We start from the raw sequence: 22,831 nt of genomic DNA on the forward strand, positions 1-22,831 counted from the left end.
TCAGTTTCGCGCTTTCAGATAGGCGCCGGCGCCGATCAATAGTCCTACACCGATCAGCAGATAAATTCCGACGAGATAGAGGCGGGGGAGCGGGGAGATTCGCAAGAGGATCCCTGCGGTGATCATTATCAAGACAATCAGGTACGATTCCCAGGCTTGAAAGGCGAAGATGCAGATCTTCTCTTTGTGCGGGGAGATCTGCCGTATCCGTTCGACATTCTTGCGGGCAAGCCGGGCAAAAACGAAAATCCCTTTGAGCAGACCGAGCAGAAGTCCGCTCACCGCAATCACCAGGGTCAGGACGCCGTTCGTTTGGTGAGCCTCCGGGTAGTAGAGCAAGGCTCTGACGATGAGGAAAATCCCGACGGCCGCCCAGACGTATGCGGCGGTGGTGACGAGGGTCCATCGGGAGGCGGCAGGTTCACGGATAGGCATGGCTGTAGCCAATATAAGCCGGATATTTCCACTGGACAGCCGATTAGTCGAGGAGAATGTGATTCTGTCGGTGAGCCAAAAAGCTCTTTCGGGTGTTATATTCTTACCGGGCAGTTTTTCCGATAATACTTTAAGAGCTGAATATGGCACAGGATAAAGAGATACCGCTTTCTGACAATGGACTGACCGTCCTGAAACGTCGCTACCTGCTGAAAGATCAACAGGGGCGGGTGATAGAGACGCCGAAAGAGATGTTCTTGCGGGTAGCGCGGTATATTGCCACCGGGGACCGTCAGTACGGCGCCACCGATCAGCAGGTCGAGACGACTGCGGATCGGTTCTATAACCTTATGTCCAGTCTGGACTTCCTCCCGAACTCCCCAACTCTGATGAATGCCGGGCGCTCGCTTGGCCAGTTATCGGCCTGCTTTGTTTTGCCGGTTGGGGACTCGATGGAGGAGATATTCGAGACCAACAAACATGCGGCTATTATCCACAAAACCGGTGGGGGAACCGGGTTTTCGTTTTCACGGCTCCGCCCGCGTAATTCAGTGGTGGCCAGTACCTCGGGGGTAGCCTCGGGGCCGGTCTCGTTCATGAAGGTCTACAACGCCTCGACCGAGGCGGTCAAACAGGGGGGGACCCGTCGCGGGGCGAATATGGGGATCCTTCGAGTCGACCACCCGGATATTCTCGAATTCATTTCGTCCAAAGCCAATACCTCAGAGATCACCAATTTTAATATCTCCGTCGCGATCACCGACCGGTTTATGGAGGCAGTCGAAAAGGGGACATCCTATCCGTTGATCGACCCGCGGTCCGGCAAAACGTTTGTTCGGGATGACGAAGAGCAGTCGCTGGATGCCCGCACGCTGTTCGAACAAATTGTCGAACATGCCTGGTCGACCGGGGAGCCGGGGATCGTTTTCATCGATCGGATGGACAAGGGGAATCCGACTTCACCCTCGGAGCGGATCGAGGCGACCAATCCCTGCGGTGAGCAGCCGTTGCCGCCGTATGATTCCTGCAATCTGGGTTCGATCAATCTGGGGCATTTTGTGAAGTCGCCATTACCCTCAAATTATACGCTAACCTCGGCGGCCGATGGAATCGACTGGGAGCGACTGGCGCGTGTCATTCATACGGCAGTACATTTTCTCGATAACGTCATCGATGTTAACCGCTATCCGATACCGCAGATCCAGGTACAGACGAAAAAGAACCGTCGTATCGGGCTTGGGGTAATGGGGTGGGCGGATATGCTGATCAAGCTGCACCTTCCGTACAATTCACTCCAGGCGTTTGAGCTGGGGGATAAGGTGATGGCCTTTGTCGAATCCGAGGCGCGCAATCAGTCCTCGGAGATGGCGGCAGTACGCGGGCGATTCCCCAATTGGGAAGGCTCAGTCTATCGTCAGGATGGGGTCGTGATGCGCAACGCCACGGTGACGACAGTCGCGCCAACTGGGACGATCTCGATCATTGCCGGATGTTCATCCGGGATAGAGCCATATTATGCGATCGGGTTTGAGCGGAATGTCATGGATGGGACGCGGATGCGCGAGATCATTCCGTTATTCGAGCAAGCGTCGCGCGACGGCGGATTTTATTCCGAGAAGCTGATGCAGCGGGTGACCTCGGTACGGTCCCTTGCGGAGATCACCGAGATCCCGGAGTGGGTGCGGGCACTGTTTTTGACTGCTGCCGATGTTTCTCCGGAAGATCATGTCCGGATGCAGGCGGTTTTCCAGCGGCACTGTGATTCCTCGGTCTCCAAAACGATCAATTTCCCGGAATCGGCCAGTCGCGGTGACGTTCGCAAGGCGTATGAGCTGGCGTATCGACTTGGATGCAAGGGAGTGACAATCTATCGCGACAACTCCCGCCCCAACCAGGTGCTCTCTTCGGTGAAGCCGTCAGAAGAGAAAATGCTCCCCATCGCGGCACCGAAGGTCGAGAAGCGTCCGAACTTGCTAACCGGGTTTACCGAGAAGATACGGACCGGATATGGGAATTTGTATGTCACGGTGAATCTCCGCGACGGGAAACCATTTGAGGTGTTTGCCCATATCGGGAAATCCGGATATACGACCATGGCAGATACAGAGGCGATCTGCCGGCTGATTTCGCTGGCGTTACGTTCGCATGTACCGGTCGAGAAAGTGATCAGTCAGCTTCGCGGGATAGGTGGCTCGGCTCAGATATTGGCAGAGGGAGGGCGGGTATCCTCGATCCCTGACGCCATTGCGCAAATTCTGAACAGGCATTTTGGCTCGGCAGATCAAGGGAATGCCGAGGAAAGTACACGGGAGATCTGTCCGGAGTGCACCGGACCGCTGGTCTATCAATCTGGTTGCTATTCCTGCTCATCTTGTGGTTATTCCACCTGCTAATTCTTCCGATATAGGAATAGATAGAGGGCGTAACCCGTCCTCGTGAACTATTATGGCGACAAGTCTACAATTCATACCGGCCGGTCGGACCTCGACTGTCAAGCGTGGGAACACTGTTCTCCAGGTGCAGACGGAGTATGCTCACCGTCCGAACCCGCGAATCACCACGACCATTCTGGATAATGGCCGCGTGCTGCATAAGGTGGAACGAGGGCTGGACAAGCCGATCGAGACGCTCGAGGAACAGCACAAAACCGAGGTAACGCTGGTGCGCCAGCATACCGAGGTGATGAGCATCATTCAGAATGACCCGTCCGCCGCGACGGCGCCCAAATTCCCGTCACCACAGCCGATCGACATTTCGCCGCTGTCCGCGCATGACCGGATCAAGCAGATCCCCGGTGTGCAGATGGTGTTGCAGATGGAGAACGACGGAACCTTCTCGTCACCCGAATTGACAATCGAGTTCCAGAAGCAGTTTGCGTTCATCTTTAAGAACCTGCGGGAACTGCTGGAGCTGTTTGAGAAAGTGCCGGGGGTGGGTCTGGTACGCCGTCAGGGGATCTATGAGGTTGAGCGGGACCGACTTTACTTTGTTTCAGCGGGGGATGAGTGCTTTTTCGTGGTGGTGCGTCGCGTTAATGTAACCACACAGTATGACCAGGAATTGAAGGCGGTTCTGGTGGACCGGATCTAGATATTTCTGCCGGAACAACGCTCCCTATCAAATCAAAAGCCCGCCATGAGGCGGGCTTTTAAATTTACAACGGAGAGGTGGTAATTTGAAAAAACTCCAGAGATCCTTACGTTAAGGGCTTTACCGCCGCTTGGCGTATCTAGCTTTCGCTACTGCTGCAAGAGCAGGTCACGGCGTACGCGCACCGCACAAGAGACAACCCTCATAAGTGGAGTGTTAGAGATTTTCAAATGACTCTTTCTCTCCGCTGATTGTGTGCTCTTTATACCATTCCACAACCCATTTTGCAAGTGAAATTTTCCTCTGTTGCCCTCTGAAAAGAGATTTCATATGTTACTTACAGAATCAATATGTGGAATGTTCAGTGAAACTCGGCGCAGTCGGAATTGATCTGGTTGATGTTACGCGGATCGCGAATCTTATTTCGCGATATGGCGATAAATTCGTGTTGCGTATACTTGGCCCGGATGAGATTGCCCAGATGGGAATCCGGCGGGATCGTGCTCAGTTTGTGGCCGGGCGATTTGCCGCGAAAGAAGCGGCGGTCAAAGCGCTGGGCCATTATCTGGTCGACAAACCCGCGCTCTCCCGGATCCAGGTCATCAACGATGAAACCGGCCGACCGGCGCTTGATCTTGCTTCACTGAACCTCCCACAACTTCGCCACGTCTCGGCGAAGCTCTCCATCTCCCATGAACGCACACATGCCATTGCGATTGTTATCCTGACGGAGGAAAAATGAGTTCGTCGAATATCCTGCAGCTTTTCAAAGATTCCGGAGCGTTGCTGACCGGTCATTTTCTGTTGACCTCGGGTCGGCATTCTGATGTGTACTACGAGAAATTCACTTTGCTGAAAAATCCGACCATCTGCACGCAGATATGCAAGTCGATGGCGGATCATTTCAAGAACAGCGGCGTCCAGACGGTTGTCGGTCCCACCACCGGCGGGATCCTGATCGCGTACGATGTCGCCCGCTATCTTGGCGTTGAATCGATCTATGCCGAACAGGGTGAGAACGGCCGTGTTTTCAAGCGCGGATTTTCGCTGGAACCGGGTGAGAAGGTGCTGATCGTCGATGATGTATTGACCACTGGCAAGTCAGTCGAAGAAGTCATCGCGCTGGTGAAATCCTACAAGGCTGATATTGTCGGGATCGGGCTGTTCCTCGATCGGTCCGGCGGTAAAGTGACATTCCCTTATCCTACCCAAGCGTTGGCCACTGTGAGTGCCGATAGTTGGGAAGCGACTGCGTGTCCGCTCTGCCAGAAGGATGTTCCTTTCACGCAGCGTGGAAGCCGAAAGCTGTAGCGATTTAGAGACGGGGGAGTAACGAGCGACTTATGCCGGGACCAGTTCGGTCTCGGCCAGGGGGAAGGTGATGCTGATAGTGGAGCCCTGATTTTCCATCGACTCTACTACCAGCTTCCCGCCGTGATTTTCAATTATCCGCTTACAGACGACCAATCCAAATCCATGGCCCAGTTTTTTGGTGGTGAAGCGTTCCTGGAACGCGCGTTTCAGCAGTTCCGGAGGGAAGCCGCAACCGGTATCGCGAATCGCGACCGCAAACTGCGTGTCACTGGTGGCCGATAATTCAACGGTGATCTCTTTTTTGGGACGATCGACCATGGCATCGGCAGCGTTATTAAACAGGTTGTAGAGCAATTGCTGCATCTGTGTGGAGTCAGCCTCGAAAGGGAGATGCAGGTCGGTGCCGCTCACCTTGATCTGGACACCCTGGAAGCGCTTCTGCGGTCGCAGGTAGTCGATCACCTCACTCATCAGCTTGCCGAATGACATGACTGTCTTCTCTGAAGAGATCGGCGTGAGGTCCATCAGATTGGCGGTAAAGACCTTGATCTTCTCGATCGTCCCGGACATGGCGCTGACATATTTCCCAAGATCCTGGACATTTCCTTTTTTCAGATGGAAATCAAGCAACTGCAGGTTACCGGCAACCACTCCCAGGAAGTTATTCAATTCATGGCCGATCTCGGCGGACATCTGCCCGCGGGTGGCGATCTTTTCCAGTCGAACTGTCTCGTCCTGCAGCTCTTTCAGGCCCGAATATGCTTTCTGCGTTTCTTCGAGCAGCGCCTGGTTCTCCAGGGTGATGGCGAGCTGACCCGCCGTAATGGTGAGAAATTTGAGGTCTGCGTCGCGTAGCTGGATGATCGGCTCGTTTGGACCGAGAGCAAACCATCCGAAGAGTTCGCCATTGCGGGTGATCGGGACGATGATCATCTGATCGGTATCAGATGCCCAGCCTGGACGAACCAATGTTTGCAGTTCCGGCTGTGGATCAGCCAGATAAAGCGGGTGATTCTCCGCGCTATCGATGAGCAGAGGATACTGCAGGTTTTTTGCTCCGCCTTTCTGGACCGCCTGTTGGATCGGGGCATCGGAATGGCGATCTCGTGATTCCACTCCGTCGACGATCGAAACCGTGGCACAGGCCTCGTTCTCTTTATCATGGAAAGTCGCCGAGCCTTTGGCGATATGCAGGTTCATCAGGATGAACTTGAGCGAGGAGGTAACCAACGAGGCGCGGTCGTTGGTGGCAAACAACATCTGATTCAGATCGGAGAGTTTAGTCAACTCGGTGGTGGAGGTTTTCTCCGCAGCGGCGGCTTTGATCTTGAGACCGTTGCGGACAGCCTGGCGGATCTCCGTCAGCTCGAACGGTTTCATGATGTAGTCGAATGCACCTTGCTTGATCGCGTCTTTGGCAGAGTTGAGATTCGCGTAGCCGGTCATGAAGATGACGCCCAGATCGGGTTGTCTGTCGCGGGCAAGCTTGACCAATTCGATGCCGGTCATACCGGGCATCCGGATATCGGTCACCAGCAGATCCAGCTCTTCGCTCTGCACGATGGCGAGCGCTTCGTCACCGGTCATGGCGGTGATGATATCATAATCTTCGTCCTCCAGCGCGTCACGCACGAGAGAGACGACGATTGATTCATCGTCGACTACCAGGATCCTGCTTCTGTTTACGTTCGGGCTCATACTTTCTGCAAAGAGGCGCAGACCGTGGACAAGACCTCACGGAGTTGGTCGAGGTCAAACGGTTTGCGCAGGATATATGGCACGCCTGCTTCGGACACCTGGTCGGCCAGATTGTCCGGAAGCGAATCTGTCATGATGAACTTGAGTTTCGGGAGTTGGCGACTGATCTCGGTGTAGATCTGGAATCCGTTTTTCTTGGGGATATGAAGGTCGCAGATACAGATGTCGTAACTCCCCTGGACCGCCATCCGGATGCCGTCATCGGATTCCGCGGCGCAGTCGACAAAGTGGCCGGCATCGGCCAAAAAGTCGGCCAACAGGTCGCGAATAACCTGCGAATCATCAATCACCAGGATTCTGGCCATTCGTCACTCTCACGAACTAAGCGCGGTGTTCACGGTTTGCAGCAATTCTTTGATGCTGAACGGCTTGGATAAAAAGGCACAAGCGCCGTTGTGAACTGACTGGCTTACTGTCGCCAGACTAGAATATCCAGAGATGACCACGACCTTGGCTCCCGGATAAGTGTCGCGGGCGAATTTCACGACTTCTTCTCCCGGAATGCGTGGCATCCGAAGGTCCGTAATGACGAGGTCGTAGGGACGACTCTTGAGTTTTTCGATCGCCTCATCTCCATCACAAGCGACCGTAACCTGATAATCCTCCAGCACTTCCGAAAGGAAGTCGCGGATGATCTCTTCGTCGTCAACCACTAGAATAGTATGCTTGTCGTCTGCACTCATCGGATCTGTACCGTCACGTCCTATTGTCCGAAACTGTATTTTGCTTCCTTCCTGTTATCGGTATCAGCATCCGGTTTCTGCACAGGGAGAACGATGGTAAATGTTGAGCCGACCCCAACCTCTGACTGGACAGTGATTTCGCCGCCATGCTCCTTGATAATTCCGTAGCTGACCGACAGCCCCAGGCCGGTCCCTTTACCGATCTCCTTGGTCGTGAAGAACGGCTCGAATATCTTCTTGAGATGCTCGTCTTTGATCCCGTGACCAAAGTCCTTAAAGGTCAACTCTACTGCGCCACCGAATTCGCCCAGGGCCGGACTATACCGCGACTGGATCCGGATCTTTGATCCCTGCGCTGATGCATGCATGGCGTTGATGATCAGGTTGGTGAAGACCTGCTGCAACTGCCCGATATTCCCCTGAATGTGCGGGAGCTTCGCATCCAACTGCACTTCCAATTCGATCTGACTCAAATGCAGCTGGTGAGCAACAAATGAAAGCGTCTCTTCGACCGCCTTGTTGACATCAACATCGTCAAAGTCGACAGTCCGCGAAGAGCGCGAGAATTTCAGCAGGTTCTGGACGATGGTCTTGCAGCGACGGGCCTGCGTCTCAATATCCGAGACGTAGCGGATATAGCTCTGTATCTCGCGGGCGGTGGTCTTTTCCGGAATGTTCTTATTCAACTTTTCCAGAGTGAACTGGGCATAGCCGAGAATACCGCCCAGCGGGTTATTTAACTCATGCGCCACGCCGGCGGCCAATTGACCGATCGCGCTCATTTTCTCCGACTGGATGAGCTGCGCCTGGGCCTCTTCGAGCTGCAGGGTTCGCTCGACGATCTTCTCTTCGAGATTGCGATTGTATTGTTCAACCTCGTCGCGCGACTGCTTCAACGATTCAATCATGCGATTGAACGTATCCGCCAGGTGGCCGATCTCGTCGCGTTGCGTAATACTGACGCGCTGGGACAGATCTCCCTTGGAGACCTGATCGGTGACATCGACCAACACGCGCAAGGGCTTGGTGATGGCGCCGACGATGAAGGCCAGCATCACAATCGCTCCCAGCATGATGACCAGGGTAAAGAGGTACGACGCGATCTTGGCTTCAAAGATCGCCTGGTTCACCTTGTCGAGCGAAAGACCGAGTTCGATATGCCCGATCACTTCTCTGACCGTGGCTGCATCGCCGGTACCATCGAGGCCGCCGGTGATACCGAGATTTTCGCGATTGTAGGCCTGCTTATACGTGACGACCGGCATACAAAGGACGAGGAACTCTGCTCCGTCTTTTCCGGAGTCTTTGCGTGTGAAAGTAGAGTCAGGCGATTGGGCGTGCTCTTCTTTGCGTACCGCACCTGTGGCCAGACTGGTATCGCCAATAGATGCCAGCACCAGGCCATCGTTGTTGGAAACAACCACAAACTTGACGGCTTCGAATTGCGCCGGTGTTTTGAGCTGCTCTTCAAGATCGTATCTATTCTCGAATAGTACGCCGCTCTCTGCATTGATCGCCAGCATGCGGATCATGGTGCGGCCGCTGGCCTCCAGTTCCTGGAGGTAACCGGCAGACTGCTGCTTGATCAGATAGCCCGAAATAAGAAGCAAGCTGATCGCGATCATGGCCGAGATCGGCAGGACGAATTTCATCCTGAGGCTGCTACGGAAAAGTCTTCCAAGGAAGCTCATCGATAGACCTCCTTGGCGACCGAGACCAGGTCATTGGGAATGACCACGTTGATATGCTGGGCTGTCTTCTCGTTATAGTGGAACCAGATGATATCCGGGGTAGTGACGCTGATATTGTCGGCGTGGGCACCGCGGAGGATCTGGCTGGCGATTTCGCCGGCCTGGCGGCCGACCGCCTTATAATCGAAGTCGAGAGCAAACAGCGCCCCTGATTCCACGACATTACGCGAAAAACCCATCAACGGTATACCGCGACGGAGCGCATTTATCAGGATGAATTTGGTCGATTGCGGGCTGAACAAATTTGCATCGGCCAGCGACCAGATCCCCTGCACAGTTCGAGCGAGTGAATCAAATGCCGCCGGAAGTTCTTTTTCGTTCGAGACTCGGATCGCGATAAGTTCCAGGTTCAGGTTTTTGGCAACCTGTTTCGCCTGGGGGATAAGTGATTCGGTATTGTCAGTATAGAGGACGCCGATAGCCTTCAGGTTCGGCACGATCATCTTGAAATATTCAAACTGCGTTTTTGGCGGAATGCTGAGTGACGCGCCGGTGATGTTGCCGCCAGGACGGTTAAACGACTCGACAAAGCCGGAGACGATCGGGTACATCACCGAAGAAAAGACGATCGGGATATCCTTGAAGTTCTTCTTGGCGAATTCAGTCGCCGATGTGCCGGTGGTGAGGATCAGGTCTGGTTTGAGGGCACGGATCGAGTCGGTGGCGCCGGGTTCTTTCGCGGAAGGGAAGGAGACTAGAAATTCGGAGAAGGTAGCTTGTGCGCATGCGCCTTTTATCACGCTCTTCGCACCGCTGACACTCCGTTGGGTGGAGGTCAAGGTGTCGGTAGTAATGATAGCGACCTTTTGCGCAAACACCGGCAGGTGTAAGCACACGCTACCGAGAATGATTGCGCCAAAAAGCAGACGCCGCATGCATGAAGCCATCACTGCAGGATTCTTTCTGCCTCGTTATCCGTAACTTCCTCTGGCAACGAAGGATAGGTGGTGCCAGAGGAGTGGTCGTTGCACGTACTGTTCCATTATCGGGCTACTGTCCGAAAACTTAACGGTGGCAACTGCTTTCTGCCGACAATCTTAGCTTTGAGGTGGTCAAGTTTTTGGCGGCTGTTCCGATACTAAGCAGCAGAATCTAAATCTCTCGACGGAACCATATTTAATGACGAGCAGATGCACATCATCAAGAAGGGCAGTACAGGGAGGTATGTTGTGAGTACTCGGCTGCAGTGCAGACGCGTTCTTCTCCTGCTTCTTGCCGCGGTGATCCTCTATGGCGTACCGGCGATCGCCGGTGTGACCGGGAAGATCTCCGGCGTAGTTACAGATGCCGAGTCAGAAGAACCGATCGTGGGGGCTACCGTACGAGTCGTCGGGACCGATCTCGTTGCGACCACCGATGATGAAGGGGAATACTTCATTATCAACGTCCCAAGCGGTAAATACAACCTCTCCGTTACCCACGTCGGGTTCGAACTGGTTACCAAGAAGGAAGTCCGCGTCCTGCTCGACTTGACCACACCGGTCGATTTCAGCGTCCGCCAAATGGCGGTCCAACTGAATAACGAGATGGTGGTCTATGCCGAAGAGCCGCCGATCCAGAAAGATCTTACCTCGTCAAAGATCATTTTCACGTCGGATCGTTTGAAGAACATCCCGAATATCGTGACTGTCCAATCCGTCCTGAGCAATTATCCGGGTGTCCTGATGGACAAAAACAACGAGATGCACGTACGCGGTGGCCGATCCGGCCAGGTGGCGTACTTCTATGATGGTTTCTCCATTATGGATCCGTTTGTCTCGGCTCCGGGGATGCGCATACTGCCGTCGGCATTGGAAGAGCTGTCCTTGACCTCGGGTGGTTTCACCGCCGAGTATGGAGACGCGCTGTCGGGAGTAGTTTCCGCCGTCACGCCTGAGGGGAATTCCGAATATCGTGGTAAAATGCGCCTCTATCAGGGGGCGACTCATTCATATGATGTGTACACCGGTGAGTGGAGCGGGCTTGAGTTTATCAAGAATCGGGCCGCGGCATTTTCTTTCGGCGGACCGATCCCCGGTCTGGATAGCCGAAAGTACACCTTCTTCTCGGCCGGTGAGTATATGCGGGACAACAGCGAACTTCCACATAATATGACCATATCATATGTGGGGCTGGCCAAGGTTGCCATTCAACCGATCCCGAAACTCAAATTGCTGGCCAACATCAAGTACAACGAGTCGTACGGCGACACGTACGAACATCGCGATGTCAATAACCGGTCCTACGACTTCAATCTGGATGGACTGCCGTCATTTGAGAAGCAGTCGTATTTGGTCGGTCTGTCGGGCAACTGGAATTTGACGGACCGTTCGATCCTGTCCGGATCGTTCAGCCGTTTCCTGACCAATACAATAGTGGCGCCCCGTCATTTGATGGATACCCACTGGTCGGCCTGGCCGGGATACTCGGAAGATTCCAACGGGGTATACGATGGAACGATCCATCTTCACAATTATCTGAATAACCCGGACTACAACAACCCGATGGAAGCGATCGGCTTCACGACTGGAACAGATTTCAATCCGGTTTATCGCTGGCGGGAAGCGATCTCCAATTCGATGTCCTTGAGCTACCTGAGTCAGATCACCAAGACCAACCAGTTCAAGCTGGGTCTGGATCTGACCAAGTACGATATCGATTGGGATCAGAAGCAGTTCTACAATTCCAACCCATACGGCGAAACATACGCCTCCAAGCCGACTTATCTTTCGGCGTATTTCCAGGATAAACTGGAGTACGAGGACTTTGTCGTGAATATGGGTATTCGCTACGACTACCATAACGCGGACATTTCCTACAATTATACGCCTGATGAGCTGACGGCGAGTTATCGCGAAGCGAAGTCGGTCAGCCGGGTTTCTCCGCGACTGGGCGTTTCGTTCCCGATCAGCGATCGATCGGTGATGCACTTCAACTACGGAACCTATTTCCAGACGCCTCGCTATACCTATCTCTACACGAATTTGCAGGGTGATCTGTCGACCGGCTACCCGTTGTTGGGGAATCCTGACCTGGCTCCGGAACAGACCACAGCTTATGAATTGGGTCTGGATCATATGATCAATGACGGTCTCCGTGTTGACCTGACCGCCTATTATAAGGACATTAAGGATCTGGTGACGACGCGGGAAGCGCTGCAGTATGCGGGACGGACTGTCACCAAGTTCGACAACGATGACTATGGATCGGTGAAGGGGTTTGATGTCGCTCTGGAGAAGCTCTCGATGGGCGGCTATGTCAGCGGTTCGATCTCCTATTCCTACATGATCGCCATGGGGAATGGTTCGAGCGCGATGGACCCCTACTATACCTATCTGACCTCCAATGAAGATACGCTGGCGCCGATCAGCGAATATCGTCTCGATTTCGATCAGCGTCATACGCTGACAACGGTACTCGATTTCCGGGTGCCTGCTGATTGGAAAGGGAAGGTCTTCGGGTTGAGTATACCGGGGAATTGGGGAATCAATATGGTCGGCTACTATGGTTCCGGACTCCCTTATACCAAGACCGACTCGCTGGGTAACCGCTTTGGTGAGCGGAACGAGGGAAGTCTGCCGTCGAATTATAGTGTCGACATGCGTTTCAACAAGGACTTCGAAATCGGGTCCAAGAAGAACCTGTTGTCGTTCTTCATTGAGGTGGACAACCTGTTCAATAAGAAGAATATCCTCAATGTCTACGCGCATACGGGCCTGCCGGATGACGACAATCGCCGCTATACCGGCGGTTTGTCGACCAACCAGCAGGAACTGGCGCGTCTTGATCGCCTCTATGATAATGATCCACAGAATTACGGACCACCCCGGACTGTCCGTACCGGATTGGAGTTCGGCTTCTAGGCCGGAGAGTGAAGCATGAAAAAGCATGAAATGAACAGCCCCGTATTTCTGCTGACCGTTGCTCTGGTCCTGGTCTCCGTGAGCATCGCGAATGCGATCTCACCAGGTGCGGAACGCAAGTTAACCACCGGCCAGACGAACGCGCCGGTGGTCCTTTCGCCGGCACCGGCCACGATCGACCAGATACTCCATAATATGGGGAACATTGTTACGACCATTGACAACGCCGGCTATGTCGGCGGCTACAGTCATTATGGTCTCGCGTCGGGCGAATGGCCGCGCAATTCGGGCCATGACTACCTGGCGGAGATCAAGTACTGGATGGGCGGGATCGCCCCGAATGGGGATACCCTCGTCGCCAACACCTGGGATGAATTCCAGGCAGTGCAGATGATCGCTTCCGGCGCGGAAGATTATCGCATCCTGCTGTCGACCGATACCACGCGCTACTATCAGTATGACCCATCTGACACTGTTGGTCTGGGGAAGGGGAATCCGGCGTTTGGCTGGAGAGTGTTCGATCCGGAATCGGAGACGTACGAATACACCGACAATTTCAATCCGCTCGATTCGACATTTTATCCCGGCGGACCGCTCGCCTTGCAGCAGTCTCATTACGTCTTCAATGATGCCGCGGGCGGTACATCCCTGATGGGACTGAGCGTTACGCACACCATGTTGCAGTGGAACTACTGCTACAATGAAGATATCTCGTTCGTTATTCTCGAGATCACCAACAACTCGGCCATCGACTACAGCAATTTCACTTTCGGCCTTTATGCCGATTTTGATATTGGCGGTCCGGATGGTACGGGAGAAAATGGGCGTCTCGGAGATGTCGTCGAATATGACGTCGCCGAAAACCTCGCCTGGACATATGACCTGGACGGATTTGATCCGGGCTGGGGTCCGACCGTTACCACCGGTATGATGGGGACGAAGTTGCTGGAAACGCCGGACAATATCGGCATGACCGGACTTCGCACCGGCGAGTGGGAACAGATACCCAGTGATTTCCCGACCGACGACATTCCAAGATTCGAATTGATGAACGCAGCGGTCTTCGATGACCCGTTGCCGCCGACCGACCAGTACTATATCCAGTGCACACGAGGGATCGACCTGACAGCCGGCAAGACGGTGCGAGTTGTATACGCGCTGGTGGCTGGTCAGGATGAGGAAGCTCTGCGGGCCAATTCCGACCGTGCACAGGCACTGTACGACAAACATTTTGTCGGTCCGCAGCCGCCGGTCTCGCCGACCCTGATGGTTCGCGCCGGAGATCGCAAAGTATACCTCTCCTGGAATGATACTGCCGAGGTCAGCATTGACCCATTGTCGGGCGTGCAGGATTTCAGTGGCTACAAGTTGTATCGATCAGACAACCAGGGAAAAACCTGGGGACAGACGATCTATTCGACCGGCAACAGCTGTCTGACGACAGACTTCCGGGCGCTCACAACCTATCGTGTCGAGGAAGCCGGAGACCCGATCCCACACAGCTATGTGGATACCGGGCTTTATAATGGCATAGAATATTGGTATTGCCTGAGCGCATTCGATCTGGGTGACTCAACTGTCCCCGTCGATGTACTGCAGACCGGATTTGGTTCACCGGAAGTGGCTCCCAATGTTATTCGGGCGGTTCCTTCGAAAGATCCCGCCGGATATTATGAAGCCGCCGGCACGGTCGTACGAAACTATACGGGGACCGATGAGCCATCGGCAGGATCAGTCTATCCTCTGTTGTTCAACCGCGACTCGCTGAATGGTCCAGATTATCAGGTGGTGTTTGAGGATACGCCGCAGCGGACATATTGGCATTTGATCAATGTGACCACCGGCGACACGTTGTTAGGGCACCAGACGCGCGTTGACGATGATCCGGGTTACTACGAAGTGATCGAAGGTCTGCGCGTGGTGGTTCGTGACGGCGATCGTGAGCCGGAAGCAACGAGTCAAACCAGTTTTGCCGGCAGCGATACCACGCTGGCGATTCATCAGTTCTATGGGCCCTCGATCCCGAACTTCACCGGCAACCCGGCCAACGCCTATGGCGGGCAGCATTTCCGCTCGAACTATGAATTGCGTTACACCGGCAACAATACGGTGGCGCCATCGGTGATCGAGTACTGGACCGGCGACCCGCGCCGATATGATATCCCGTTCGAGGTTTGGAATACCTCCACCAATGAGCGGGTCTCGCTGGCGATCTATGACAATGATGATGACGGTGCGTATCAGCCGTACGATCTGCTGACAATCGTCAATTATCCGTACGATGAGTCCGGCGATCTGACCGGGGAAGCGTTCCCGTACTACTATAGCTGGATGTTTGACTTCGACGAGGGAAGCTATGCACCTTCAGTCGGGGATGTTTACACGATCGAAGGGGCACCGTTGAACAGCCCGCAGGACGTATTTGCATTCAAGATCGACGGGATCAGCAGCTCGAAAGCAACCCGCGATCTGGCCAAGATCAAGGTTGTCCCTGATCCGTATTTCGCCCAATACTCCGCTCGGGTGGAGACCGGGGAAGGGGAGTCGATCATCGAATTCCAGAATGTTCCGAGCAAGTGTACGATCCGGATCTATACGCTGTCGGGCGATCTGGTGCAAACGCTCGAACATGATTCAGAAACCGGCACGGCGCGATGGAACCTTCAGTCGACAAATCAGCAACTGATCGCGTCAGGCATATACATATTCCACGTTGATTCTCCGTATGGCGAGCGGCTTGGTCGATTCGCCATCATTAAGTAGAGGAGGCGGCACGTGAAAAGGATAGTTACCATTCTTCTCGTTGCGTCGCTGGTCAGCAGCGCCTCCGCCGAATTCTCGAAAGTCGGGTCAGCAGGTGCGCAGTTCCTGAAGATCGGGGTCGGCTCGCGGTATCAGGCGATGGGTGAAGCATCGGTGGCGACAGCCAATGATGTTTATTCCATGTTCTGGAATCCAGCGGGTCTGGCGGCGATCGAACGGAGCGAGATCGGTTTTACCAACGTCAACTGGGTGCTGGACATCAATCTCAATTACGTCGGCTTTGCCAAGTATTTCGAGGATATCGGGACCTTCGGCGTGGCGGCGACCGTGCTCTCCATGGGGAAACAGGAGATCACCACTTTTGAGAACCAGGACGGCACTGGGAATTTCTACAACGCTTCCTCGTACGCTATCGGCCTCTCGTATGCGCGGCAACTGACCACCAAGTTTGCGTTTGGCGGCACGGTGAAGTATGTCGGCGAGAAGATCCACCTGGAAAATGCCCAGGGGTTTGGCTTTGATTTCGGAACAATGCTCAATACCGGATTCCGTACATTACGGCTGGGGATGAGTATTACCAATATGGGACCTGAAATGCAGTTTGAGGGCCCCGACCTCAATTTCAGCTACGATCCTCAGCAAGGGGAAGGGAACAACTCATCGGTCGGCGCCAGCCTGAAGACCTCCGGCTACGATATGCCGCTGACCTTCCGGGTAGGCATGGCTTATGATCTACCGATGGGCCCGAAAGGGAATCTGCTGTTTGCGGCGGAAATGAAGCACCCGTCGGATAACGTCGAACAGGGCTCCCTGGGGGCCGAGTATGGCTTTAACGACCAGTTCTTCCTGCGTGGCGGCTACAAGCTGAACTACGAAGAGGAGGGTCTGTCGCTGGGTGGCGGTCTGAAGGCGAACGTGACAGAGGGGACTCGTCTGTTGATCGACTATTCCTGGCAGGATTTTGGCCGTCTGGACGCTACCCAGCGGTTCTCGGTCGGTTTCACCTTCTAAGAATGCTTTGTGTTGCTTTGAGATAAGCCCCGAAACCCGGGGCTTTTTTTTCGACCTGGCTGGACTTGACGGGTAAAAGCTGTATATTTACCCTCTTTCACAGCCAAACCAAGGAAAGCTATGAGGAACTCCTCCAAGAAGTGGATCATGATCGCGGTCAGTTGCCTGACCCTTGTGCAGTTCGGTAGTTCGGTCCGTGCCGAAGAGAGCGCGATCCAGGCACTGCAATATTACTTTGACCTGCTCGCTTCAGAGAACTTTGAGACGGCGTCAATGCTTTGGACGCCTGAGGCGCAGGAACGTTCCAGCCGGTTTGGCATTACCTATCCTTCGATATCGATCCGGGTCGATGCTACTTCGCCGGTAGTGCGCAATCTGCCGACTATGCGCTACCATGTTACTCCCGCGGCCAAACAGGCGATGAGCCTGACTGAAAATGGTCGCGTGATGCGGATGGAGTACAGCAGTATCGTCAACACTCAGTTGATCAAATGGCCGTATTACGCGATCAAATCCGGAGAGTACTATTCACTGACCTATCCGCAAGATTTTTATGCGGCCGATTGGAAAGTGACTGAAAGCAAGTACTTCCGTGTTCATGCGCATCCGGACAAAGAGGTTTACCTGAATGCGGCGGTCCTGGAAGAGGCGGATCGATTTGTCGAGCGGATGTGTGATTCGCTCAAAATCGAGAAGGGGATGCGGAGTACGATCGCGGAGTCGAAGATCGAGTTCTTTTTCTGCGACGGCGACTCGACGGTTCAAGTGATCACCGGACAACACACGAAGGGGTTGCTGGATCTCGCCTCAAACGATATCATTTCGGCGGATTTCCCGCACTTTCATGAAGTGATCCATCTGCTGGTCAATATTTCGCTTAAGGAGATCCCACTCCAGACTCTGCCGCTTCTGCGCGAAGGAGTCGCCGTGCAGTATGCCGGACGGTGGGGGAAACGGGCCACGGCCCTTCTGGACCTCGGTGTCTACCTCTACAAGGAAAATCTGGTTGAGATGGATTCCATCCTCACCTATGGAGGTTTTGAAGCGAGCGGTGGTGCAGATATTGCCTATCCAGTGGCCGGTCTCTTCACCGAGTATCTGATGCAGAAGGTCGGGCCGGTCGCGTTCTGGACATTGTACCGACAGGGCTCCTTTACAGACTACACGCTTGATACGCTGAGTTTGCTGGAGGTCCGCAGAATGCTGGTACAGGCGACCGGGATTGCCGATTGGGAAGCCTTGAAAGCAGATTTTGCGGCATTCATAGAGAAAGCGTCCGAGCAGATGGCAGTCGCGCGGGCAGGCGTACTGGAGGACGGGAAAAAGCTGCTCGAGGGAGACTATTTCACCGTGACCCAGACGAAAGAGTGGGTCTGCTTCGAGCTGTCCAAAGATACTGGCGCGGTACAGGGGAATCTGTTATTCTCTCCCGACTCCCGGCTGGTTGGAAAACGGTCGCACCTCTTTGAGGAACAATATGGCCTGACCCAGCCTTTTGAAGGGTATCGTTTCGGGGTCAGATTTGACCAGAACGAGGCGGGCTTATACGACTACGCAACCAATGAACTAGTGGCGAAATATATCTGGGGGATTTCCCCATCTGAGGAGTATTTTGACAAGCCAGCACGGACGGTCAGGATCAGATTCCGGGCCGATCTGCTGAAGGACGCGTTTTCCAAAAAGCAGGCGTGTCAGACTCTTCCTTTGTAGCGGAGGTGAAATTCGATTCATCTGGACGAATTTCCCAGTCGCCGATCGCAGACGGCTAACCATGAACCAGAGGGCATGTGCCACAATACGATTATGATGTTATAGTCATCGGATCCGGTCCCGCCGGAGAAAAGGCGGCGATCGAGGCCTCCAAGATGAACAAGAGTGCGGCGATCATTGAACGTCGCTCGGTTCAGGGAGGTGTCTGTATCCATACCGGGACGATCCCATCGAAGACCCTTCGCGAGACGGCAATGTATATTGCCGGGCTGCGTCAGCGGACTGCATATGGTCTCGTCGGTGGCGTTCGCGCCGATCTTTCCATCCGTGAACTGATGCATCGCAAGGATCAAGTTGTCCTCCAGGAACTGGATGTCATCCAGCAGAACATGGCACAGCACCGGATCTCGGTGATCCATGGGACCGGGATGATCACCGATCCGCATACCGTGATCGTCTCCACCGATGGCTCCTCCAATCGGATCGTCACTGCCGAAGTGATCATCATTTCGACGGGAACGCATTCCTATCATCCACCTCATGTTCCGTTCGACCACAAGTTCATTTACGACGTCGAGACGGTGATCGACCTGGACATTCTTCCGCGCACGATGACCATCGTCGGAGGAGGGGTGATCGGTTGCGAGTACGCATCCATCTTTACGCATCTTGGGGTGAAGGTGACGATCGTCGATCCCCGCAAAAAACTACTGTCATTTCTCGATCATGAAATAGCTGATGCCCTCGTCTACCTGATGCGAAAGTATGGCATCACGCTGATGCTCGGTGATTCCGCCGAAGCGATCTCCGTTCAAGGAGATCAGGTCGTGACCACCACCCGGTCTAATCGTCGGATAGTTGCCGACCGGCTGCTGTATGCCGCCGGAAGATCGGGCAACACCGAAGATCTTGGCCTCGAGGCGCTGGGGATCGAGACCGATGATCGCGGTCAGATCAAAGTTGATGAGCGCTATCGAACCAATGTCCCCTCGGTTTACGCGGTGGGGGATGTGATCGGGTTTCCATCATTGGCCTCGGTTTCGATGGACCAGGGGAGATTGGCAGCGATCCACGCATTCCGAAAAGACGATGTCTCCTGCTTGAATACATTGCTTCCGTTCGGAATTTACACGATCCCTGAGGTCTCGCTGGTTGGCGAAACAGAGGAGTCATTGACTGCAGGCGGGGAAGAGTACGAGATCGGTGTGGCACGATATTTCGAACTGGCCAGAGGACAGATAATCAACGATCACGATGGCATGCTGAAATTGATCTTCAATCCGAAATCGCACCGGATCCTCGGCGTACATATCATCGGCGAGCGGGCGACCGAACTGGTACATATCGGACAGGCAGTCATGACCCATGGCGGCACGTTGGATTATTTCGTCGATACGGTATTCAATTACCCGACTCTGGCGGAAGCATACAAAGTTGCGGCAATGGATGGATTTGCGCGGCTGCGCTATCGAACGTAAGTTTATTGGCTCGGCAGCGCTATCTTGAGCGAGTCGATCCGTTGCTGGATTTTCGGAACCTCTGGTTCTTTCGGCGCCAGTTCGACAAACCGTTGATAAAAGCCGATCGCTTTGGCTGGTGACTGACTTCGGTCAGCCAGCAATCCCTTAACCAGATACGGGAAGGGGAGCAACGAATCCTGCTCCAGCAATTCGTCGGCCATCGCTTGTGCGGCCATCTGATCGTTGGCCCGATAGAAGATCAGCATCCGGTCAGTCCTGATCTCAACATCCCCGGGATACAATTCTTCCGCCCGCGCAACCTCGCGAACCGCGCTTGACCAATCCTGAATGTCCCGGTAATAACTATACAGGTTCACCAGATTCTTTTTGTCATACGGCTGGAGCATCAGGCAGGTATCGATCTGCGGTTTTGCTTTGGCGTATTGCCCCAGAGTCATCAGGTTGACAGCGAACATGGCGCGCGGTTCTGTCCAATAGGGGAACTTGGTCACGATCTTGAGCTGTTCTTCGGCGGCGGCGGCGTAGCTGCCATTCAGTCGCAGAATCTCCGATCCGCGGAGCAGGAAATAGTCGGTGGATCTGACTGCGAGTTGATCTTCCCAATGGCGTGCCTGGTCGATCTCTTTGCGATGAAAGTGAGCATCGCGAAAAGACATCGTAGCCGCAGGGTAATAGGTGTCATGCGCATCGAGGTAGGTCACAACGTACTTGTCGGCGAGCTTGATCGAATTATAAACCGGCAGGATCGCCAACAGCACTGCCACTCCAGCGACTGCCAGGAGAGGCAAGAAGTCTGCTTTCGGCGGATGACTTACCGGAGCGGTCGGCAACCAGAAAAGCGAGCAGCAGAGCGGCGGGGGCGAGGTAGGCCATCAGCCGGGGAGCATCGAGAATCACCGAATGGTACGGATCGAGTACGAAGATGGCGACCAATCCTGACAATGCCACAACGCTAACCGCGCCGATCAGGTCGGCACGCTCGCGAGATGGCAGGTGAGTCCAGAGCAAATAGGCCGCGATGATGGCCGTTGGCGCACCAAGGAAGACTATCTGGAACCAGTCGAGCAGGTGCCTGATCGAAAAGAGACCGTAATCGCCCAAAGGGCGTTTTCCTGACAGCAACAAGATCACTGACTGCAGTTCAAGATTGCGTCCCGACTGGACATACAGGCCAACCACCAGAAATACTAACGTGAGTAACGCGCCGACCAACGGCACACGATTCGGCTTTTTGCCGCCAAAGTGTCGAAGAGTGAGAAACACGCACCCGGGGATCAGGATCAAGAGCGATATGTGGAAAAGCAGTCCCAGCGCGGCGAGTCCCCAACAAAGCAGAAGTGCCTGCGCGTTGCGTCTTGAGGAATAGTAGTTCGCGGCCAGACCAAACCAGATGACGAACATCGGAAGTGAACTCTCAACTCCGGTGTAGCCGAACAGCACCAGCGAGTGTCCGCCGATCAGCATGATCACGCTCAGCATGAATCGATGCATAAAGCTCTCTGCCAGTCGCTTTGCGAGCAGAGTCGCCCCGATTGCCGACACCAATCCAGAGACGAGCGACCAGATCACCCACCCATTGACCGCGGCCTCACGAGTGGGAATGCCAAACTCGCGCAAGGACTGATAGAGTTTGCCGGCAACCGCGACGGAGCCCATTTCAAACCATCGATAGATGATCTGCGATGATTGGGCAAAATCGGCGATGCGGAGATTACCGCCGCCATAGGCAAATGAGTCGAAGCGCAGGAGAGCGGCCATCAGCAAGAAAAGTATCGGCATCACCCAGATAAGCCGATCAGAACCGGCTATCACTGCATCAACCTTTTTGAAGAAAAGAAAACCGACCAGAGCAACCACCACTGCCCAGATAAGCAAGGCGACGAGGGGAGTAGCCGACCAATGGGCCAATGACCAGACTGAGGCTAACGGACCGAGGCCGAGAAGTCGCCCGGCCAGAAAGAGGCCCATTACGATGAATGTCAGTTGAAGAGCTTTATCGCGGTTGGATGCTGACATTGCAAAGGAGTATCTCGGTCAAATGTCCTGTCGCCCTTCGAGGGCGCGAGACAACGTTGCGGAGTCGGCATATTCCAGATCGGAGCCGACCGGAAGTCCACGGGCAATGCGCGTTACTCGAATGCCCATCGGGCGAAGGAGGCGCGAAAGATAGGTCGCGGTTGCCTCACCCTCGACATTTGGGTTGGTTGCCAGAATGACCTCGGCGACCGAACCATCGTTGAGGCGCGTCAGTAGTTCTTTGACATGCAGGTCATCCGGGCCGATCCCATCGAGCGGGGAGAGCCGTCCACCGAGTATGTGAAAGAGCCCACCGAAGCCCTCTGCTTTGTCGATAGCGGCGGCATCAGCGGCTTCTTCAACCACGCAGATGACGTCGCGTCGACGGCGCATATCCTGACAAACGGCGCACGGATCGGTCTCCGAGATGTTACAGCAGATCGAACATGAGCCGACCTTTTCTTTCACCTCGCGAATAGCTTCGGAGATCTCCGCCGCCTCTTCTTTGGAGAGCTTCAGAATATGAAAAGCGACACGGGCGGCCGACTTGCGACCGATCCCGGGAAGGCGCGAGAGACGATTGATAAGGCGTTCGACCGATTCGGACGAAGTGTACATCGTGTGCTTTCAGCTAAAACGGAAGATTCAACCCGGGGATCTTGAGACCGCCGGTCAGATTACCCATTTGTTCGGCCTGCAGTTCCTGGACCTTTTGGCGCGCCTGATTGACGGCGGCTACGACCAGATCCTGCAACATTTCGACATCATCTTTATTGACCACTTCCGGGTCGATCGTCAGCGACAGTATTTCGTTCTTACCGTTGGTGGTGACCTTCACCATTCCGCCGCCGGAAGAACCTTCAACGGTGGCAGATTCCAGTTGCGCCTGCAGTTCTTCCATCTTGGCCTGCATCTTCTGGACCTGTTTCATCATGTCGCCTAATCCGCCCATTCCCATGGTATACTCCTTCGTATGC

General features: G+C 54.3%; 19 protein-coding genes. 9 read left to right on the top strand and 10 right to left on the bottom strand.

Going from position 1 to position 22,831, the window contains the following annotated elements; genetic code table 11:
- Entirely contained in the window at positions 1-435 is a 435-nt protein-coding gene (locus IPH75_01750; protein ID MBK7140786.1) for a hypothetical protein, read from the bottom strand.
- A gap of 143 nt (positions 436-578) precedes the next feature.
- Here IPH75_01750 and IPH75_01755 point away from each other — a divergent pair, with 143 nt between their 5' ends.
- The 4 genes from IPH75_01755 (at position 579) to IPH75_01770 (ending at position 4,836) form a co-directional block, all read left to right on the top strand.
- Positions 579-2,828 (top strand): vitamin B12-dependent ribonucleotide reductase, encoded by a 2,250-nt coding sequence (locus IPH75_01755; GenBank protein MBK7140787.1) that lies wholly within the window; start codon positions 579-581, stop codon positions 2,826-2,828.
- Positions 2,829-2,880: 52 nt separating this feature from the next.
- On the top strand, positions 2,881-3,525 hold the full coding sequence (locus IPH75_01760; protein ID MBK7140788.1) for a hypothetical protein: 645 nt from the start codon (positions 2,881-2,883) through the stop codon (positions 3,523-3,525).
- Positions 3,526-3,889: 364 nt separating this feature from the next.
- Positions 3,890-4,267 (top strand): holo-ACP synthase, encoded by a 378-nt coding sequence (gene acpS, locus IPH75_01765; protein ID MBK7140789.1) that lies wholly within the window; start codon positions 3,890-3,892, stop codon positions 4,265-4,267.
- Positions 4,264-4,836 carry an orotate phosphoribosyltransferase gene (locus IPH75_01770; GenBank protein MBK7140790.1) on the top strand — a complete coding sequence of 191 codons (573 nt, stop codon included), beginning with the start codon at positions 4,264-4,266 and terminating at the stop codon, positions 4,834-4,836. The genes acpS and IPH75_01770 overlap by 4 nt, the downstream gene beginning before the upstream one ends.
- A 30-nt stretch (positions 4,837-4,866) precedes the next feature.
- Here the strand turns inward: IPH75_01770 and IPH75_01775 are convergent, their stop codons facing one another.
- The 5 genes from IPH75_01775 to IPH75_01795 are packed head-to-tail and all read right to left on the bottom strand — an operon-like array spanning position 4,867 to position 9,906.
- Positions 4,867-6,537 (bottom strand): response regulator, encoded by a 1,671-nt coding sequence (locus IPH75_01775; GenBank protein MBK7140791.1) that lies wholly within the window; start codon positions 6,535-6,537, stop codon positions 4,867-4,869.
- Positions 6,534-6,902, bottom strand: a complete 369-nt coding sequence (locus tag IPH75_01780) for a response regulator (GenBank protein MBK7140792.1) — start codon at positions 6,900-6,902, stop codon at positions 6,534-6,536. The genes IPH75_01775 and IPH75_01780 overlap by 4 nt, the downstream gene beginning before the upstream one ends.
- Positions 6,903-6,911: 9 nt before the next feature.
- Positions 6,912-7,280 carry a response regulator gene (locus IPH75_01785; protein MBK7140793.1) on the bottom strand — a complete coding sequence of 123 codons (369 nt, stop codon included), beginning with the start codon at positions 7,278-7,280 and terminating at the stop codon, positions 6,912-6,914.
- A 20-nt stretch (positions 7,281-7,300) separates the two neighbouring features.
- Positions 7,301-8,971, bottom strand: a complete 1,671-nt coding sequence (locus IPH75_01790; protein MBK7140794.1) for a HAMP domain-containing protein — start codon at positions 8,969-8,971, stop codon at positions 7,301-7,303.
- Positions 8,968-9,906: an ABC transporter substrate-binding protein gene (locus tag IPH75_01795; GenBank protein MBK7140795.1), complete on the bottom strand. Its 939-nt coding sequence runs from the start codon at positions 9,904-9,906 to the stop codon at positions 8,968-8,970. The genes IPH75_01790 and IPH75_01795 overlap by 4 nt, the downstream gene beginning before the upstream one ends.
- A gap of 294 nt (positions 9,907-10,200) precedes the next feature.
- Between IPH75_01795 and IPH75_01800 the strand changes: the two genes are divergently transcribed.
- The 5 genes from IPH75_01800 (at position 10,201) to sthA (ending at position 19,835) form a co-directional block, all read left to right on the top strand.
- Complete coding sequence (locus tag IPH75_01800) at positions 10,201-12,873, top strand: TonB-dependent receptor (GenBank protein MBK7140796.1); 2,673 nt, start codon at positions 10,201-10,203, stop codon at positions 12,871-12,873.
- A 15-nt stretch (positions 12,874-12,888) separates the two neighbouring features.
- Positions 12,889-15,636 (top strand): hypothetical protein, encoded by a 2,748-nt coding sequence (locus tag IPH75_01805; GenBank protein MBK7140797.1) that lies wholly within the window; start codon positions 12,889-12,891, stop codon positions 15,634-15,636.
- 12 nt (positions 15,637-15,648) lie between these two features.
- Positions 15,649-16,647, top strand: a complete 999-nt coding sequence (locus tag IPH75_01810; GenBank protein MBK7140798.1) for a PorV/PorQ family protein — start codon at positions 15,649-15,651, stop codon at positions 16,645-16,647.
- Between the two features lie 120 nt (positions 16,648-16,767).
- The gene (locus IPH75_01815) at positions 16,768-18,357 is read left to right on the top strand and encodes a hypothetical protein (GenBank protein ID MBK7140799.1); all 1,590 of its coding nucleotides are present in this window, start codon (positions 16,768-16,770) and stop codon (positions 18,355-18,357) included.
- Positions 18,358-18,434: 77 nt separating this feature from the next.
- Positions 18,435-19,835, top strand: a complete 1,401-nt coding sequence (sthA, locus tag IPH75_01820; GenBank protein MBK7140800.1) for a Si-specific NAD(P)(+) transhydrogenase — start codon at positions 18,435-18,437, stop codon at positions 19,833-19,835.
- A gap of 2 nt (positions 19,836-19,837) precedes the next feature.
- Here sthA and IPH75_01825 read toward each other — a convergent pair whose 3' ends face one another.
- From IPH75_01825 to IPH75_01840, 4 genes are read right to left on the bottom strand one after another with little or no spacing between them, the layout of a single operon-like run.
- Positions 19,838-20,626, bottom strand: coding sequence for a hypothetical protein (locus IPH75_01825; protein ID MBK7140801.1), 789 nt, complete (start codon positions 20,624-20,626; stop codon positions 19,838-19,840).
- Positions 20,568-21,854 carry a hypothetical protein gene (locus tag IPH75_01830; GenBank protein MBK7140802.1) on the bottom strand — a complete coding sequence of 429 codons (1,287 nt, stop codon included), beginning with the start codon at positions 21,852-21,854 and terminating at the stop codon, positions 20,568-20,570. Before IPH75_01830 ends, IPH75_01825 begins: the two co-directional genes overlap by 59 nt.
- An 18-nt stretch (positions 21,855-21,872) precedes the next feature.
- Positions 21,873-22,472: a recombination protein RecR gene (recR, locus tag IPH75_01835; protein ID MBK7140803.1), complete on the bottom strand. Its 600-nt coding sequence runs from the start codon at positions 22,470-22,472 to the stop codon at positions 21,873-21,875.
- A gap of 13 nt (positions 22,473-22,485) precedes the next feature.
- Positions 22,486-22,812 (bottom strand): YbaB/EbfC family nucleoid-associated protein, encoded by a 327-nt coding sequence (locus tag IPH75_01840; GenBank protein MBK7140804.1) that lies wholly within the window; start codon positions 22,810-22,812, stop codon positions 22,486-22,488.
- Between the last annotated feature and the right edge of the window lie 19 nt (positions 22,813-22,831).

It is taken from the genome of bacterium, assembly GCA_016708025.1.
Taxonomy (GTDB): domain Bacteria; phylum Zixibacteria; class MSB-5A5; order GN15; family FEB-12; genus FEB-12.